We start from the raw sequence: 18,874 nt of genomic DNA, 5'->3' as shown, positions 1-18,874 counted from the left end.
TTTGTAAAATAACAAACCGCCTATTAAAAACAATAGGCGGTTTGTATTTATAAGAAATATTATTTTTTAATTGATTTTATAAAATTGCCAACTCCTGCAATTCCGTTTGTATCTAGTTCTTTAACAAAGGCCGAACCAATAATTGCTCCATTCATATATTTACAAGCTGTTGTAAAAGTTTTTTTATCAGAAATACCAAAACCAACAATCAATTTACTTTGTAATTTCATAGCATTAATTCGATTAAAATAATCGATTTGTTGTGATGAAATCTCTCCTTTTGCCCCAGTAATTGAAGCTGATGCTACTACGTAAATAAAAGCTTCTGTTAACGAATCTATTTTACGAATTCTTTCTTCCGATGTATTTGGCGTAATTAAAAATACGTTTGTTATTTCGTATTTCTTAAACAATTTCTGATAATGATTTTCATATTCAATCATTGGTAAATCCGGAATAATTACAGTATCAATTCCTGTTTCTTTTACTTTTTTACAAAATTTATCTTCGCCATATTTTATAATCTGATTCAAATATCCCATTAAAACTAATGGTGTTTTATTTGTGTCTTTTATTGCTAATAACTGCTCAAAAACTATATCAAGATTCATTCCGTTACTTAACGCAACAGCACTACTATTTTGTATCGTTGGGCCATCTGCTAAAGGATCTGAATAAGGCAAACCTACTTCTATAAAATCAACGCCACTATTACTTAAATCGGCAACAATTTTTACTGTGTCATTTAACTTCGGAAAACCAGCCGTAAAAAAAATAGATAATAAATTTTGACTTTGGTTTTGAAAAACCTTTTTTATTGAATTCATGTTTATTCGATTTTGTCAGTTCGAGCGTAGTCGATAACAAGCTAAAATTGTTACAACATTTCAACTACACTCAAAGTGATATTTATTTTAATCTTCTAAATGCTTAATGTAGGTTTCTAAATCTTTATCTCCTCTTCCCGATAAATTAATAACTACAACTTGCCCTTTTTTCAAATCCATTTTTGGCAAAACAGCCAAAGCATGTGCAGTTTCTAAAGCAGGAATAATACCTTCTATTTTTGTTAACTCATAAGCTGCATCCAACGCTTCTTTATCGGTTGCATTCATAAATTTCGCTCGTTTTGATTCATGCAAATAAGCATGTAAAGGACCAACTCCTGGATAATCTAATCCTGCTGAAATTGAATAAGGCTCCACAATTTGACCATACTCATCTTGCATTAAAATAGTTTTACTTCCATGAATTACACCTACTTCTCCTAATTGAGAAGTTGCAGCACTTTCACCAGAATTAACACCCAAACCAGCAGCTTCAACAGCAATTAGCTCAACTTCTTTATCATCTAAATAATGATAAAAAGCTCCTGCGGCATTACTACCTCCACCAACACAAGCGATTATTGTATCCGGATTTTCTTTACCTGTATATTCTTTTAATTGCACTTTCATCTCTTCTGAAATAACTGCTTGTAATCGTGCAACCATATCTGGATAAGGGTGTGGACCAACCACAGAACCTATTAAATAATAAGTTTCTGGGTGTTGAATCCAATAACGAATTGCTTCGTTAGTTGCGTCTTTTAATGTTTTACTTCCGCTTGTTGCTGGAATAACTTTTGCTCCCAACATTTTCATACGCGCTACATTTGGCGCTTGTCGCTTTATATCAGTTTCTCCCATAAAAACAACACATTCTAAATCCATCAATGCACAAACTGTTGCCGTTGCTACTCCGTGTTGCCCCGCACCTGTTTCTGCAATTATTTTAGTTTTCCCTAAATGTTTGGCTACTAAAATCTGACCAATCGTATTGTTTACTTTATGAGCTCCTGTATGATTTAAATCTTCTCGTTTTAAATAAATAGTTGCCCCATATTTTTCCGATAACCGTTTTGCTAAATACAACGGACTTGGGCGACCAACATAATGCTGTAACAAATCTTTATACTCTTCTTGAAAAGCATCTGAACCTAATATTTTTAAATAATTATCTTCTAATTCCTTAACGTTAGGATATAATAATTCAGGAATAAATGCACCTCCGAACTGTCCGTAATATCCTTCTTTAGTTGGTTTAAATTCTGATTTCATTTCTTTGTTTTTTTAACTTTTCATCAACCTGAAACAGGTTCTGTTAGACGATTTATTATAATTTTAAAGTTTCTTTAAACTTCTTTATGTCTTTTACTGATTTTAAACCAGCTGACTCTTCAAACTTGCTATTTACATCTAAAGCATAAATAGGCAAACCTGTTCCTTGTAATTTTTTAATTTCTGATACTTCTTCTAGTCCAATTCCGCCACTTAAAAAGAATGGTTTTTTAAAAGGATAATTCTCTAAAACCTGCCAATTAAAAGTAATTCCATTTCCTCCTCGTTCTTTTCCTTTTGTATCAAACAAAAAATAATCAACAGTTTCTAAATATGGATGTAAAGAATCAAAATCAAACGCATTTTTAATACCAAAAACTTTTACCAATTCAGGCATTTTGTACTTTGCCTTTTGATGTTTTTCTGCAATACTTTCTTTGAAAATTGATGTTAGCTTTTGTAAATACCCTGGTGATTCATCGCCATGAAGCTGTACCATATTTAAACCATACTCTTCCACTAATGAAACTACTATTTCGGGAATTTCATTTACAAAAACACCTGCTTTTTTTATTTCTTTTGGTAGATCAGGAATGATACCTTCAAAATTTCTTTTTGATTTCTCGTAGAAAATAAACCCCAAATAATCTGGCTGCAATGCTGCAACTTTTTGGATATTTTCTATGTATTTCATTCCACAAACTTTCAGTTTCATATGTATATTTTTGTCACTTCGAGTGATTTTCGATTTTAAGAGAAAATTGTATCGAGAAGTTAATTAACCCTTGCTACAAACTTATCCTTTCTAAAAATTCACTCGAACTGATATTAACTATCGTATTTGATCAATGAATTCCTTACAAGCTAATCCCGGATTATCGGTTTTCATAAAAGTTTCACCAATTAAAAAACCTTGAAAACCATGCTCTTTTAGCCCAGTAATAATCCTTGGATCAGAAATTCCACTTTCAGAAACCTTAATTGCTGTATTTGGTATTTGACTTGCTAGTTTTATAGAATGTTCTAAATCTACCTCGAAAGTTTTTAAATTACGATTATTAATTCCGATAATCTTATTATCCAAATCGTTAATTTTATCTAATTCTTCTTGCGTATGAACTTCATACAAAACCTCTAAACCTATGTCGTTTGCTAACTGACCGTAATTTTTAAGTTCTTGTTTAGTTAAACAAGCTGCTATTAATAAAATAACATCAGCACCGATTGCTTTAGCTTCAACAATTTGAAATCCGTCTACAATAAAATCTTTTCTTAAAATTGGTCGCAACTGATTTACAGTTCTAGCCTCTAATAAATCAGCCATGGTTCCTCCAAAAAAAGAAGTATCTGTTAAAATTGATTGTGCTGCTACATTTGCATCTAAATAACCCTCCGTAACTTCTAAGATAGTAGCTTTATCGTTAATGATTCCTTTTGAAGGAGATTGACGTTTAAATTCAGCTATTATACCTGTTGAACCAACTTTTAATAGTTCTTTCTTTAATGAGAAAGGGGCGTTTTTAAAATTCGGACTTTCTACCAACTTACTTACAGGAACTTCTGCTTTAATCTTGGCTATTTCTGTTTTTTTAAACGCTATTATTTTATCGAGTATTGTCATATTGCTATTCTTTGTCACTTCTATTTTAAATTTGTCTGCTCGAGCGCAGTCGAGATCTAAAACCTCTCGACTGCGCTCGAGCAGACATTATATATTTACTAATTTATTTAAACAATTTTTCGCTTTTAATCCTAACAAAGAATCTTTTGCTTCTTCGTAAGCTTCTTGAAAACTCTTCTTGTCATCAACAATTTTTAAGGCAAATGCTGCATTTGTTAACACCACACTATTTTGTGCCTCGGTACCGTTTCCTTCAATTATACTTTTGAATATTTTTGCAGCATCAGCAACAGATTTTCCTCCAAAGATAGCTGATTGTTCAATTCTTTTTTGCCCTACATCTTCTGGAATAATTAATTGTTCTCCTTTTTTGGTAAACAATTTAAATCCGCTTGTTAAAGATATTTCATCATAACCATCTAAGGCGTGAACAATACCATAATTTGTACCTTCTTCTTGTAAAATGTAATTATATAAACGGGCAACTTCTAAATTAAAAGTTCCTAATAATTGATTTTTAGGTGAACTCGGATTCACTAATGGCCCTAGCATATTAAAAAACGTTTTTAACGCTAATGCTTTTCTTGTTGTACTTACCGCTTTCATTGCTGGATGAAATTTTGGCGCGTGTAAAAAACAAATATTAGCTTGCTCTAATTGTGCTTTTAAAACAGCTTCATCATTGGTAAATTCATATCCGAAACTCTCTAACATATCAGACGAACCAGATTGAGATGACACCGAATAATTACCGTGTTTTGCTACTTTCTGACCTGTTCCTGCAACAATAAAAGACGTTAATGTAGAAATATTAAAAGTATCTTTTCCGTCGCCACCTGTACCAACAATATCGATGGTGTTATACTCAGAAAAATTTACTTTTATAGCTAATTCTAGCAACGCATTTCTAAAGCCCGAAAGCTCATCAACCGAAATAGGACGCATCATAAAAACGGTCATAAAAGAAGCCAAATGCGCTTCGTTAAATTTACCCGAAGCAATATCAATCAAAACCTGTTTTGCTTGTGATTTTGTTAATCTTTTATGTTGATATAAATCGTTTAATATTTGTTTCATAATTTAATCTTGTCATTGCAAAGCAAATGATAATTTGCCTTGCAACCTGTTTATCTATTAAGAGATTACTTCGTTGTACTCGTAATGACGTTACTTTTTAATATTCTCTAAAAAATTTCTAACAATCTGCTCGCCAACTTCAGTTAATATTGATTCTGGATGAAATTGTACTGCCGACATATTAAATACGCTGTGTTCAATTGCTTGAATTCCGCCATCTTCATCTATAGCTGTAATGTTAATTTCTGTTGGAAAGTTTTCATTTGAAGCAATCCAAGAATGATATCTTGCTGCTTTAAATTTTTGTGGAACTCCTTTAAAAATAACAGCCTCTTTATTCACAATTTCCATTTCTGTAGCAACACCATGAAAAACTTCTCCCATGTTTTCTATACTTCCTCCAAAAACTTCTGTAATTGCTTGTAAACCTAAGCAAACTCCAAAAATAGGTTTTTTACCTGCGTATTGTTTTATAACCTCTTTTAAAATACCTGCTTCATCAGGAATTCCTGGTCCTGGTGATAAAATAATGGCATCGTACCTATCTATTTCAGCTACAGAAATTTCGTCATTTCGATACACATCAGGTAAATTACCTGTAATATCTTCTATCATGTGCACCAAATTATAGGTAAACGAATCGTAATTATCTAGTATTAATATTTTCATTTTTTGTTTTTTTTGCGTTAAGGATTGAAACGGCATCCTTTTTATTATTTTCAATAAAAAGATATAGTGAAAAGCCTGTTAAAACGCCCTAAATATTTTCTGCTAAAGTCAACGCTTTTTTTAGTGCTGCTAATTTATTATTTACTTCTTGCAATTCTTTTTCTTCGTCGGAATGAATTACGATTCCTGCACCCGCTTGATAATACAACACGTTATTTTTACTAACGAAAGAGCGAATTGCGATGGCAAGATTTACTGAACCATCTAAACCGATGATTCCGACTGCCCCACCATAAAATCCGCGAGATTGATTTTCGTAAGTATCTATCAATTGCATGGCTTTGTATTTTGGCGCTCCGCTTAAAGTTCCGGCAGGAAAAGTATCTCCTACAATTTCTATCGGGTTTCCTTTAATACTTCCTTTTACGGTAGATACTAAATGAATTACATGGCTAAAATATTGCACTTCTTTAAAGACCTCAACTTTTACATTGTCGGCATGTTTACTTAAGTCATTTCTTGCCAAATCTACCAACATTACATGCTCGGCAGTTTCTTTTTTATCTTCGGATAATTGCTTGCCTAGTTTTATATCTTCCGCCATATCTCCGGTACGCCTAAAAGTTCCGGCAATCGGATTTATAATAGCTTTACCTTCATTTATTTTAATTTGAGCTTCAGGTGAAGATCCCATTAATTTAAAAGAACCGTAATCGAAATAAAATAAATATGGTGACGGATTTATAGAACGTAATGCTCGATACACATTAAATTCATCTCCTTTAAACTTTTGTTGGAACTGGCGTGATAACACCAACTGAAAAACATCGCCACGCTTACAGTGTGCTTTTGCTTTTACTACGTATTCTTTAAAATCATCATTGGTACAGTTTGATGTTTCTTCTCCGCTAATTTCAAATTTTTGCGTATTAAAAGCCTGCGCTTCTATTATGTTTTCAATTTCTGAAATTCTCGACTCCGTTCCTTCTTCAATATTTTCAATCAACGTCATTTCATCATTAAAATGATTGATTGCTATAATAAATCGGTAAAAACTGTATTGCATTACAGGTATCTTAGACGGAGCATCTTTTACATTTAACTGTATGTTTTCGAAATACTGAACACTATCGTATGTTGAATATCCGTATAAACCGTTAAATGACTTTAGTGCTGCAGGGCAATCTAAAGCGATCGATTTTGAAAAACCACCAAACAAGCTGTAAAAGTTCTTATCTATTTTACTTTCTGAAATTGTTTTTCCTTGTTTAGAAACAGTAAATTTATGATCTTCAACCTTCATGGTAATAACAGGTTCTATAGCAATAAAAGAAAAACTTTCTTCTTTACTATGGTAATCTGAACTCTCTAATAATAAAGTATTAGCATATTTATCTCTAAAGCGCAAATACAAACCTACAGGTGTAATAGTATCAGAAATTTTATTTTTTGTTATTGTATTAAATTTTATTTTTCCCATATTAACTTGTCAGGTCGAGCGCAGTCGAGACCAATTTAATCTCTTTTCTTGTCTATAACCTCTCGACTGCGCTCGAGGAGACAATAATTTAATTGTTAAAAAACAAAAAAGGCTTATCGTGAGATAAGCCTTTCCTTTATAATATATACATATAGGTATCTTCTCACTTAACTATTAAGAGAGTTCCACCACCATATGTTGTTTTGTTTCATCATTATACCACAAATGTATAAAGTGTTTTTGGTTTAGCAAAATTTATTTCACTTTTTTAATGAAGAAGTTTTAAAGCATTATGATATCAGATAAAAACACAACACATTAATTACACATAATACCTATTTACGTTTTTAATATTTAATATTGAAACTATAAATACAATTATTGTTTTTAAAAATAAACAAAATACCGTGATTTGCAGCATAAACAAGAACTAAACCCTCAATTTAACCGAGGAATAAAAATATAAATTATGTGTGGAATTGTATGTGCGTTTGATTTAAAAGAGTCTTCAGAGGTTTTAAGACCTCAGTTGTTAGAAATGTCTAAAAAAATTAGACACCGTGGGCCAGATTGGAGTGGAGTTTATAGTGATGCTAAAGTAATCATGACACACGAGCGTTTGGCAATTGTTGATCCCGCATCTGGGCAACAACCATTATTTAGTGCTGATAAAAAATTAATTTTAGCTGCAAACGGAGAGATCTACAACCACCGAGAGTTACGTGAAAAACTTGATGGATCGTATAAATTTCAAACAGCTTCTGATTGCGAAGTGATTTTAGCACTGTATAAAGAAAAAGGTGTTGATTTTATTGATGATTTAAACGGAATTTTCGGTTTTGCATTATACGATGTTGAAAAAGATGAGTACTTTATTGCTCGTGATCATATGGGGATCATCCCCTTATATATTGGCTGGGATCAAAACGGTACCTTTTATGTTGCTTCTGAATTAAAAGCGCTAGAAGGTATTTGTGCTAAAATTGAATTATTTCCGCCAGGACATTATATGTCGAGCAAAGATGGAAAGTTTGTGCAATGGTACAAAAGAGACTGGTCAGATTACGACGCTGTAAAAGAAAATGAAACAAGCATTACAGAAGTTAAAGAAGCGTTAGAAGCGGCTGTGCACAGGCAATTAATGAGTGACGTGCCTTATGGTGTATTACTTTCTGGCGGATTAGATTCATCTGTGATTTCTGCAATTGCTAAAAAGTATTCGCAAAAAAGAATAGAATCTGACGACACCTCTGAAGCTTGGTATCCACAATTACATTCTTTTTCTGTAGGATTAGAAGGCTCGCCTGATTTAGCTGCTGCTCAGAAAGTAGCTGATCATATTGGAACAATTCATCATGAAATAAAATTCACCATTCAAGAAGGCTTAGATGCTATTAAAGATGTAATTTATAACATCGAAACGTATGATATTACTACTATTAGATCTTCTACCCCAATGTATTTAATGGCTAGAGTTATTAAATCGATGGGTGTTAAAATGGTATTATCTGGTGAAGGAGCTGATGAAATTTTTGGAGGCTATTTATATTTTCATAAAGCGCCAAATCCAGAAGAATTTCATGAAGAAACGGTTCGTAAATTAGATAAATTACACATGTACGATTGCTTACGAGCAAACAAAAGCTTAATGGCTTGGGGAATTGAAGGACGTGTTCCGTTTTTAGATAAAGAATTTATAGATGTTGCTATGCGCATTAACCCACAAGATAAAATGATTAACGGAGAGCGCATGGAAAAATGGGTTATCAGAAAGGCTTTTGAAGGTATGTTGCCAGAAAGTGTTGCTTGGCGACAAAAAGAACAATTTTCTGACGGTGTGGGTTATGATTGGATTGACACTTTAAAGGAAGTAGTAGATAAGGAAGTTACAGATGAACAATTGGCTAATGCAAAATTTAGGTTCCCGATACAAACGCCACAAAACAAAGAGGAGTTTTATTACAGAACTATTTTTGAAGCCCATTTTCCTAGTGATACAGCTGCATTAAGTGTTCCGCAAGAGCCAAGTGTTGCTTGTAGCACAAAAATTGCATTAGAATGGGACGAAGCTTTTAAAAACATGAACGAACCATCAGGTAGAGCAATTATGAGCGTACATGATGATGCTTATTAAAAGCAGTTTTTAAACTGATTGTTAACAAACTATGACATTCTAATTTAAAAATTAATTGATAATTTAATTTGCGTTTATTACTTTTACAGCGAATGTTCGCTAACTTATTCCAAAACATACCACAATAAGAATGAAAATTAAAAAAGTACTTGTCGCAAATAGAGGTGAAATTGCTATCAGAATTTTTAGAGCCTGTACAGAAATCAATGTTAAAACAGTAGGTGTTTACACCTTTGAAGATAGGTATTCACTACACAGATATAAAGCTGATGAATCTTATCAAATAGGAGAAAATAATGCGCCGCTAAAACCGTATTTAAATATTGATGAAATTATTAGAGTTGCTTTAGAAAGTGGTGCCGACGCGGTACATCCTGGTTATGGCTTTTTATCTGAAAATGCGGGTCTTGCTCAGAAATGCGAAGACAATGGTATTATTTTTATTGGCCCCAAAGTATCTGTATTAAAATCTTTAGGTGATAAAATTACAGCAAAAGAGGTTGCTGTTGCAAATAACATTCCCGTAATAAGAAGTAACGAAAAGCCTTTAATAAATATTGATGTTGCTTTAAGTGAAGCCGAAATAATTGGATATCCGATTATGTTAAAAGCTGCTTCTGGTGGTGGTGGAAGAGGAATGCGTGTTATTAGAAAAGCCGACGAATTGAAAAGAGCTTTTAACGAAAGTAAGCGTGAAGCGTTAAATGCTTTTGGAGATGACACCGTTTTTTTAGAGAAATTTGTAGAAAACCCGAAACACATAGAAATTCAAATTGTAGCCGATAATTTCGGAAATACAGTACACCTTTTTGAGCGTGATTGTTCTGTGCAACGCCGTTATCAAAAAGTAATTGAATTTGCTCCTTCATTCGATTTAAAACAAACAATAAAAGACGCGCTTTATAAATATGCAATCGATATTTGCAAAGCTGTTGATTATAATAATATAGGTACGGTAGAATTTTTGGTTGATGATGATGACGCTATCTATTTTATTGAAGTAAACCCAAGAGTTCAGGTAGAGCATACGGTTACCGAAGTGGTAACAAATATCGATTTAATAAAAACTCAGCTATTTATTGCTGGCGGATATAAACTAGCAGATCAACAAATAAAAATACCAAATCAAGAAGCGGTAAAAGTAAATGGTTATGCGCTGCAATGTAGAATTACAACCGAAGATCCGCAGAACGATTTTAAACCAGATTACGGAGAAATTACTACTTACAGAAGTGCTTCTGGATTCGGAATTCGTTTAGATGCAGGTAGTGTTTATCAAGGCGCAGTTATTTCTCCATTTTTCGATTCGATGCTTGTAAAAGTTACTGCAAACAGTAGAACTTTAGATGGTGCTTGTAGAAAAGTTCGTAGAGCTTTAGCCGAATTCAGAATTAGAGGTGTAAAAACAAACATGCCTTTTCTTGATAACATTTTAAAACATGAAACCTTTAGAAAAGGAGAAGTTACTGTTAATTTTATTAAACAAAATCCTGATTTATTTATTTTTAAAGCTCCAAGAAATAGAGCTACGAAATTAGTTACTTATTTAGGAGATGTTATTGTAAACGGGAATCCGGATGTTAAAAAATTAGTCCCAACAAAAACATTCGTAACACCTATTGTTCCTAAGTTTGATGCAAATGCTAGCTTCCCTAAAGGAACAAAAGATTTATTAACAGAATTAGGTCCTGAAAAATTTTCTCAGTGGTTAAAAAACGAAAAGAAAGTTCATTTTACAGATACCACGATGCGAGATGCGCATCAAAGTTTATTAGCTACCAGAATGCGAACTTTTGATATGCTAAAGGTAGCTGAAGGGTACGCAAAAAACAATCCTGACATTTTTAGTATGGAAGTTTGGGGAGGCGCAACTTTTGATGTTTGCATGCGTTTTTTACAAGAAAATCCTTGGGAACGCTTACAACTATTACGTAAATCGATGCCCAACGTATTGCTTCAAATGTTAATTAGAGGTTCTAACGGAGTTGGATACACTGCATATTCTGACAATTTAATTGAAAGCTTCGTGCAACAATCTTGGGAAAAAGGAGTCGATATTTTTAGAATTTTCGACTCTTTAAACTGGATGAAATCTATAGCGCCATGCATCGAGCATGTTCGTAATAAAACAAATGGTTTAGCTGAAGGATCAATCTGTTATACGGGCGATATTTTAAATCCGAAGAATACAAAATACAACCTTAAATATTACACCACTTTAGCTAAAGACATCGAAAATGCTGGTGCACATATTTTAGCAATTAAAGATATGGCTGGTTTATTAAAACCGTATGCAGCTTTCGAGTTGGTTTCAGCGCTAAAGCAAGAAGTAAATGTACCTATTCATTTACACACACACGACACTTCATCTATTCAATCAGCCACCTATTTAAAAGCTATTGAAGCAGGAGTTGATGTGGTAGATGTCGCCCTTGGCGGATTATCAGGATTAACATCACAACCTAATTTTAACTCGGTTGTAGAAATGATGAGATTTAATGACAGAGAAAGTAATTTAAATATTGATTCTTTAAACGAATACTCTAACTATTGGGAAACAGTAAGAGAATATTATTATCCGTTTGAATCTGGTTTAAAATCAGGTTCTGGTGAAGTTTTTAAACATGAAATTCCGGGTGGTCAGTACTCAAATCTAAAACCACAAGCACAAGCATTAGGATTAGAAGATCGTTTTCATGAAATTACCAAAATGTATGGCGATGTAAATCACCTTTTTGGTGATATCGTAAAAGTTACACCAAGCTCTAAAGTGGTTGGAGATATGGCACAGTATTTAGTAAGTAATAACTTAACTGTTCAGGATGTTTTGGAACGCGGTGATACAATTTCTTTTCCGCAATCGGTAGTTAGTTTCTTCAAAGGAGACCTAGGACAACCAGTTGGCGGGTTTCCTAAAGATCTTCAGAAGTTGATTTTAAAAGATCAAAAACCATATACAGATAGACCAAATGCCCATATTGAGCCTTTAGATATCGACAAAGAATATACAGATTTTAAAAAAATATTTGAAAACGACTTAAGCAGACCTATAGATTTTACAGATTTCTTGTCTTATAAATTATATCCAAAAGTATTTACTGATGCTTTTAATAAACATTTAAAATACGACAGTTTATTAAACCTACCAACCAAGAATTTCTTTTACGGCATGGAAAGAGGCGAAGAAATTGTTGTTGAATTAGATAAAGGAAAAACTTTATTAATTACTTTAGATTCTGTTGGAAGACCGAATGAAGACGGAATGGTTACTGTGTATTTTAAAGTAAATGGGCAAGGAAGATCTGTGCAAATAAAAGATGAATCTATAAAAATTAACAAAGTAGCAAATATTAAAGCTGATAAAAATGAGCCAAAAGAAATAGGAGCACCTTTACAAGGAATGTTATCTACTATTTTAATTAAAAAAGGAGAGAAAGTAGTCAAAAACCAACCATTATTTATTATTGAAGCCATGAAAATGGAAACAACTATTACTGCTACAGAAGATACCACAATAAAACAAATCGTTTTAAAATCTGGAGTAATGGTTAACTCTGAAGATTTAGTGATTAGATTATCGTAATACTTTATTATCACAAAGCAAAAAACCTCGTAAATAGCGAGGTTTTTTGCTTTAATAACACAAAATACCGTTTTATTTTGAAATCAAAAAAATATTTATCATCATTATAAATAGATGAAAATCAAATATTTATTTTTTTTATCCTTGGTACTTTTTTATATTTAGGTTTATTTTCTACAAAACTAACCCCCAAAAAGAAAATGAGTACACAAACATTTAAAAAGAAAATCTTACTTGTATTTTTATTTATAGCAACAATACTCTCTTTTTCATATGCTTTTAATAAAAACTACGATTACAAAGTGGCAAAATCTAAACTTAAAGAATCTATTAAAGAGAAAAAAGAGCTACAAGAAGAGCTAGAAAAAACAACTGCAAACTACGAGAAGTTAAGTGCAAAAAACAAAAAACTCTCTAAGAGGGTAATTTCAGAAATTAATAAAATTATCAATCTAAAAGATTCGGTTGATGAATTAGATAGCGACTTAAGAAAAGACAAAAAAGCGCTTACCAAAAAAACACAATTAACTAAAAAGCTTTCAAATAAAATTAATGATTTAGCGAATAAAGTTGATAAAGCTAAATTATTAAAACTAAATATTGTTGAGATACTTACCATGAAAAAAAGAAATAATGGGAAATTTACAACAACGAATAACAAAAATAAAATAGATGCTTTTAAAATTAGTTTTCATGTTTTAAAAAACGAAATAACTAGCCAAGGAAAAAAACGTGTTTCTATAAAGATTTTGGACCCTAAAAACAATATAGTCACCATTAAGAACTCAAGTAACACGACAAACAAGTACAATAGTAAATTAACATTAGATTATAAAAACATCCCTTTAGATGTTGTTTCCCTCATAGAAGTAAACAGAGAAAATATAACACCAGGTATTCATAAAGTAATTATTTCTATAGAGGGCCTTTCTACTGCTCAAAAGACTATTAACCTGCGCTAAAACATTTTTTTAATAAAAGTTACAATTCAAAAACATCACTTCTGAGAGATTTTCGAATTATAATTTTCATTATCATACTCAAAAAACAAAACAATCAATATTAAAGTGCTTTTTAGCTAATTTAAGCCTCTTTTTTATTTTTATACAAATTAACAAAAATTCAGCTTCAATTACTTAAATCCTTTTATTTCTTACTTAATAAACGTAAATTTGTTAGGCTAAACTTTCTTTTTTTAAGACTGTTTATTACAATTAAAACTTAATTAATTCACTTATCATGAGCGAAGAGAAAAAAAATAATTATGATGCTTCTAGCATTCAGGCATTAGAAGGAATGGAGCATGTAAGAATGCGCCCTTCAATGTATATTGGAGATGTTGGTGTTAGAGGTTTGCATCATTTAGTATATGAAGTTGTAGACAACTCTATTGATGAAGCAATGGGAGGTTATTGTAATACAATTGATGTTACAATTAATGAAGACAACTCTATTACAACCAAAGATAATGGTCGTGGTATTCCTGTTGGGATTCACAAAAAAGAAGGCGTTTCTGCATTACAGGTTGTAATGACAAAAATTGGTGCTGGTGGTAAATTCGATAAAGATTCTTATAAAGTTTCTGGTGGATTACACGGTGTTGGTGTAAGTTGTGTTAACGCATTATCTGACCTTTTAACAGCTACAGTTCATAAAGAAGGTAAAGTTTGGCAACAAGAATACTCTAAAGGAAAAGCATTATATCCTGTTAAAACAATAGGAGAAACTGATTTTACAGGTACAATTGTAACTTTTTTACCAGATAAATCAATCTTTAAGCAAACCACAGAGTTTAATTACGATACATTGGCAACTCGTATGCGCGAGTTATCTTTCTTAAACAAAGGAATTACAATTACCTTAACGGATAAGAGAACATCGGATGATGAAGGTAATTTTATTTCAGAAATTTTTCATTCTGATGAAGGTTTACCAGAGTTTATTAAATACTTAGATTCTACACGTGAGCAGTTAACTGCCAAGATTATTTCTATGGAAGGTGAAAAAAATGGTATCCCTGTAGAAGTTGCCATGGTTTACAACACTTCGTATTCAGAAAACTTACATTCGTATGTAAACAATATTAATACGCACGAAGGAGGAACCCATTTATCTGGTTTTAGAAGAGGTTTAACACATACTTTAAAAAAGTATGCTGACGAATCTGGATTACTTAAAAATGTAAAATTCGAAATTGCTGGTGATGATTTCCGTGAAGGATTAACAGCCATTGTTTCTGTAAAAGTAGCAGAACCACAGTTTGAAGGGCAAACAAAAACAAAATTAGGAAACAGAGAAGTATCTTCTGCAGTATCTCAGGCAGTTTCAGAAATGTTAACTGACTATTTAGAGGAAAATCCTAATGATGCAAAAATCATTGTTCAGAAAGTAATTTTAGCAGCCAACGCACGTCATGCAGCACGTAAGGCACGTGAAATGGTGCAGCGTAAAACCGTAATGAGTATTGGTGGTTTGCCTGGTAAATTATCAGATTGTTCTGAAACTGATCCAGCACAATGTGAAATTTTCTTAGTTGAGGGAGATTCGGCAGGCGGAACAGCAAAACAAGGTAGAGATCGTAATTTTCAAGCAATTTTACCACTACGTGGAAAGATTTTAAATGTTGAAAAAGCGATGCAACATAAAGTTTTTGAAAACGAAGAAATCAAAAACATGTTTACAGCTTTAGGAGTTTCTATCGGAACAGAAGAAGATCCAAGAGCTTTAAACTTATCTAAAATTCGTTATCATAAAGTTGTTATTATGTGTGATGCCGATGTAGATGGTTCGCATATTGCTACCTTAATATTAACGTTCTTTTTTAGATACATGAAAGAAATGGTAGAGCAAGGTTATATTTATATTGCAACACCACCTTTATATTTAGTAAAAAAGGGGCAAAAAAGAGAATACGCTTGGGATGATAACCAACGTGATGTTATTGCTAAAAACATGGGAGGCTCTGTAAACATACAGCGTTACAAAGGTCTTGGAGAGATGAATGCAGACCAGTTATGGGATACAACAATGAACCCAGAATTTAGAACATTACGTAAGGTAGTTATTGATAGCCCAGCAGAAGCAGATAGAGTTTTCTCTATGCTTATGGGAGATGAAGTTCCGCCTCGTAGAGATTTTATAGAACGTAATGCGAAATATGCTAATATCGACGTATAATATTTTTATTATTACAAAACTAAAAAGCTCAATCTTAAAAGATTGAGCTTTTTTCTTACATTTGTCTAAATAAACAACTTTGTAAAATGAAAAAAATAATTTTATCTATAGTAACTCTTTTCACTTTAGTTTTTGGTGCAAAAGCGCAAGAACTGGAAACAATTCTTTTAGCAAAAGAAGATGCTACAAAATTAACAAATGCTTATTTGAATCCTGCGATGAAAGGATTTATTTACAGCATGAACAATGGTTGGTATCACACTGCTAAAGTTCACAAAAAATTTGGTTTCGATATAACAATAGGAGCTAACATTTCTTTTATACCATCAAAAGATGAAATTTTTAACATTGCTAAATTAAACCTATCAAGTAACACAACCGTTACAAATGGGGTTAGCTCATCTCCTACTGTTGCGGGAAGTGAAGATATTACACCTGTTGATTTAAGATATGAGACTACGGTAAACGGACAAACAGTTTCTGCTGATTTTACAATGCCAAACGGTGTAAAAGAAGACCTACCTGCAAGTGCTGTGCCTGCACCTTCTATACAAGTTGGTTTAGGACTTCCTTTTAAATTAGAAGCAATGGTTCGTTATGTACCAAAAGTTGGTTCTGACGATGTTAAGGGTAGCTTATTTGGTATTGGATTAAAAAAAGAAATTACAAGTTGGTTTGGACCTTTAGATAAACTGCCTTTACATGTTTCTTTATTAGCTGCATATACTAATATGAATGTAGATTACATAATAGGCGATGTAGATGGTAATATAGAGGTTAGAAATGGTATAACTCAGTTTAAATTAAACTCGTATACTGTTCAAGCAATTGCGTCTATTAACTTTCCTATTATTAATTTTTATGGAGGAGTAGGATACAATGGAGGAAGTACTGATTTAGATTTAAAAGGTGACAGCTTTGTTGCCAACTATGAATCTACAACTATACCTTCAATTACTGTTAGAGAAGATTTAGGTAAAAACCCATTATCATTAAGCACCAATACTAGCGGTTTTAACGCAACTGTAGGAACTCGCTTAAGCCTAGGTTTCTTTAAAATATTTGGAAGTTATACGATGCAAGAATACAACTCTATAAACGCAGGTATCGCTTTTAGCTTTAGATAATATTCATTCAAAATTAAATATCAAAAAAAGAATCTTATTTTATAAATAAGATTCTTTTTTATTTTTAAACTTTCGAACCAGAAATTAATTCACATACAAAAATTATGAAGAGAAAAGTTTTACTATTATTAATTATGATTTTCAGCATCATTACAAATGCTCAAAATAAAACTTCTGATAAATTAGAAGGGAAAGATCTTTTTGACAAAGTATACAATAGTTATTCAGGTAAAAAACTTTCTGTCGTTGTCTTAAAAGATGGCAAAAGAATAGAAGGATATAAAAAAGATGTAGATAGGAAAAAAGGTCAGATTTATTACATAAAAATTAAAGACGAACAAACAGGTAAAAAATTAAAATTTGATTCTGACCAAATAAAAGAAATGTATTTATTTCCTGGGGGAATAGAAAAATTCTCTAAATCTTTTAGACATATTTATGATGTAAGACAATGGGAAAGAACAGATTTAGATAATGAAATTATAAACCAAGGATATATATACTTTAAAAACCAAGAAGTTTCTTTAAAAAATAAAAAGAAAAAAAGAGAATATATGATGCAGCTAATCAACCCTACGTTTAGTAAGTATTTAGAAGTTTTTGGTGACCCTTTCGCTAAAGAAACAACCAAGCTTGGTTTTGCTGGTTTTAATGTAGCAGGTGGTCTTGCTAAATCTTATTATATTAAAAAAAATGGTGTTATTTTTTGGATGCATAAACGAGAATTAGATGTTAGATATGAAAAACTTTTTGGTGATTGTGAAGAGTTTGTTAAAAAGTACCCTTTAAAAGATATTAAATGGAGATATTTTAGTGAATATATTTTAGAATACACAAAAATGATGTCTAAAAAATAATCTCAACTAAGCACCAACAAAACCCCATTGAAATTTCAATGGGGTTTTGTTTTTATATCCATAGTCAAATCGTTATTTTTGTGAAACTTAAATTAATTCATCACAATTAAAAATATAAAAAAATGAAAGTAACAGTTGTAGGAGCAGGTGCTGTAGGTGCAAGTTGTGCAGAGTACATTGCTATTAAAAATTTCGCGTCAGAGGTTGTATTAGTAGATATTAAAGAGGGTTTTGCTGAAGGTAAAGCAATGGATTTAATGCAAACAGCTTCTTTAAATGGTTTTGATACAAAAATAACAGGTACTACAGGAGATTATAGCAAAACAGCTGAATCTGACGTTTGTGTAATTACTTCTGGTATTGCTCGTAAACCTGGTATGTCTCGTGACGAATTATTAGGTATCAATTCTGGTATTGTAAAGTCGGTAGCGGCTAGCTTAGTAGAACAATCTCCTAACACAATTATCATTGTGGTTTCTAACCCAATGGATACAATGACTTATTTAGTACACAAAGCAACTGGATTACCTAAAAACAGAATTATAGGTATGGGTGGTGCTTTAGATTCTGCTCGTTTTAAATACCGCTTAGCGGAAGCTTTAGGCGCGCCTATATCTGATGTAGATGGAATGGTTATTGGAGGTCACTCTGATAAAGGAATGGTTCCTTTAACGCGTTTAGCGACTCGTAACTCTGTTCCTGTTTCTGAATTTTTATCAGAAGAAAGATTAGAGCAAGTTATGCAAGATACTAAAGTTGGTGGAGCTACATTAACTGGTTTATTAGGTACTTCTGCTTGGTATGCACCAGGTGCTGCTGTTTCAGGTATGGTTCAAGCTATTGCTTGTGATACCAAAAAAATATTCCCTTGCTCTACTTTATTAGATGGCGAATATGGCTTATCTGATTTATGTATCGGAGTTCCTGTTGTTTTAGGTAAAAACGGAATTGAAAGTATCGTTGAAATTAATTTATCAGATGCTGAAAAAGCGCACTTAACTGCATCTGCAGAAGCTGTTAAAAATAACAATGCTGCTTTAAACTTATAAG

At 32.2% G+C, this 18,874-nt stretch carries 14 protein-coding genes; 7 read left to right on the top strand and 7 right to left on the bottom strand.

The window, feature by feature from the left end; translation table 11 throughout:
- Window positions 1-59: 59 nt before the first annotated feature.
- The 7 genes from trpA to AC28QF_RS05135 form a co-directional block, all read right to left on the bottom strand.
- Window positions 60-827 carry a tryptophan synthase subunit alpha gene (gene trpA / locus AC28QF_RS05165; protein ID WP_488200439.1) on the bottom strand — a complete coding sequence of 256 codons (768 nt, stop codon included), beginning with the start codon at window positions 825-827 and terminating at the stop codon, window positions 60-62.
- An 87-nt stretch (window positions 828-914) separates the two neighbouring features.
- Complete coding sequence (gene trpB, locus AC28QF_RS05160) at window positions 915-2,099, bottom strand: tryptophan synthase subunit beta (RefSeq protein ID WP_488200440.1); 1,185 nt, start codon at window positions 2,097-2,099, stop codon at window positions 915-917.
- Window positions 2,100-2,154: 55 nt separating this feature from the next.
- The gene (locus tag AC28QF_RS05155) at window positions 2,155-2,814 is read right to left on the bottom strand and encodes a phosphoribosylanthranilate isomerase (RefSeq protein ID WP_488200441.1); all 660 of its coding nucleotides are present in this window, start codon (window positions 2,812-2,814) and stop codon (window positions 2,155-2,157) included.
- A 117-nt stretch (window positions 2,815-2,931) separates the two neighbouring features.
- Window positions 2,932-3,720, bottom strand: a complete 789-nt coding sequence (gene trpC, locus AC28QF_RS05150; RefSeq protein ID WP_275316451.1) for an indole-3-glycerol phosphate synthase TrpC — start codon at window positions 3,718-3,720, stop codon at window positions 2,932-2,934.
- Window positions 3,721-3,807: 87 nt separating this feature from the next.
- Window positions 3,808-4,797 carry an anthranilate phosphoribosyltransferase gene (gene trpD / locus AC28QF_RS05145; RefSeq protein ID WP_488200442.1) on the bottom strand — a complete coding sequence of 330 codons (990 nt, stop codon included), beginning with the start codon at window positions 4,795-4,797 and terminating at the stop codon, window positions 3,808-3,810.
- Window positions 4,798-4,887: 90 nt separating this feature from the next.
- The gene (locus AC28QF_RS05140; protein ID WP_488200443.1) at window positions 4,888-5,466 is read right to left on the bottom strand and encodes an anthranilate synthase component II; all 579 of its coding nucleotides are present in this window, start codon (window positions 5,464-5,466) and stop codon (window positions 4,888-4,890) included.
- 88 nt (window positions 5,467-5,554) lie between these two features.
- On the bottom strand, window positions 5,555-6,946 hold the full coding sequence (locus AC28QF_RS05135) for an anthranilate synthase component I family protein (protein ID WP_488200444.1): 1,392 nt from the start codon (window positions 6,944-6,946) through the stop codon (window positions 5,555-5,557).
- A gap of 469 nt (window positions 6,947-7,415) precedes the next feature.
- On the opposite strand from AC28QF_RS05135, the gene asnB reads away from it, so the two are divergent.
- The 7 genes from asnB (at window position 7,416) to mdh (ending at window position 18,873) form a co-directional block, all read left to right on the top strand.
- On the top strand, window positions 7,416-9,080 hold the full coding sequence (asnB, locus tag AC28QF_RS05130) for an asparagine synthase B (RefSeq protein ID WP_488200445.1): 1,665 nt from the start codon (window positions 7,416-7,418) through the stop codon (window positions 9,078-9,080).
- A 130-nt stretch (window positions 9,081-9,210) separates the two neighbouring features.
- Window positions 9,211-12,663 carry a pyruvate carboxylase gene (locus tag AC28QF_RS05125; protein WP_488200446.1) on the top strand — a complete coding sequence of 1,151 codons (3,453 nt, stop codon included), beginning with the start codon at window positions 9,211-9,213 and terminating at the stop codon, window positions 12,661-12,663.
- Window positions 12,664-12,863: 200 nt separating this feature from the next.
- Window positions 12,864-13,625, top strand: a complete 762-nt coding sequence (locus tag AC28QF_RS05120; protein WP_488200447.1) for a hypothetical protein — start codon at window positions 12,864-12,866, stop codon at window positions 13,623-13,625.
- 277 nt (window positions 13,626-13,902) lie between these two features.
- Window positions 13,903-15,840 carry a DNA topoisomerase (ATP-hydrolyzing) subunit B gene (gene gyrB / locus AC28QF_RS05115; protein WP_488200448.1) on the top strand — a complete coding sequence of 646 codons (1,938 nt, stop codon included), beginning with the start codon at window positions 13,903-13,905 and terminating at the stop codon, window positions 15,838-15,840.
- 86 nt (window positions 15,841-15,926) lie between these two features.
- Entirely contained in the window at window positions 15,927-16,967 is a 1,041-nt protein-coding gene (locus tag AC28QF_RS05110; RefSeq protein ID WP_488200449.1) for a DUF6588 family protein, read from the top strand.
- Window positions 16,968-17,071: 104 nt separating this feature from the next.
- A complete protein-coding gene (locus AC28QF_RS05105) occupies window positions 17,072-17,824 on the top strand; it encodes a hypothetical protein (protein ID WP_488200450.1) in 753 nt (250 codons plus the stop codon).
- Between the two features lie 122 nt (window positions 17,825-17,946).
- Entirely contained in the window at window positions 17,947-18,873 is a 927-nt protein-coding gene (gene mdh / locus AC28QF_RS05100) for a malate dehydrogenase (RefSeq protein WP_488200451.1), read from the top strand.
- The last annotated feature ends 1 nt before the right edge of the window (window position 18,874 follow it).

Source organism: Tenacibaculum sp. M1.3A (genome assembly GCF_057732375.1).
This window is presented reverse-complemented; position numbering and strand designations above follow the sequence as displayed.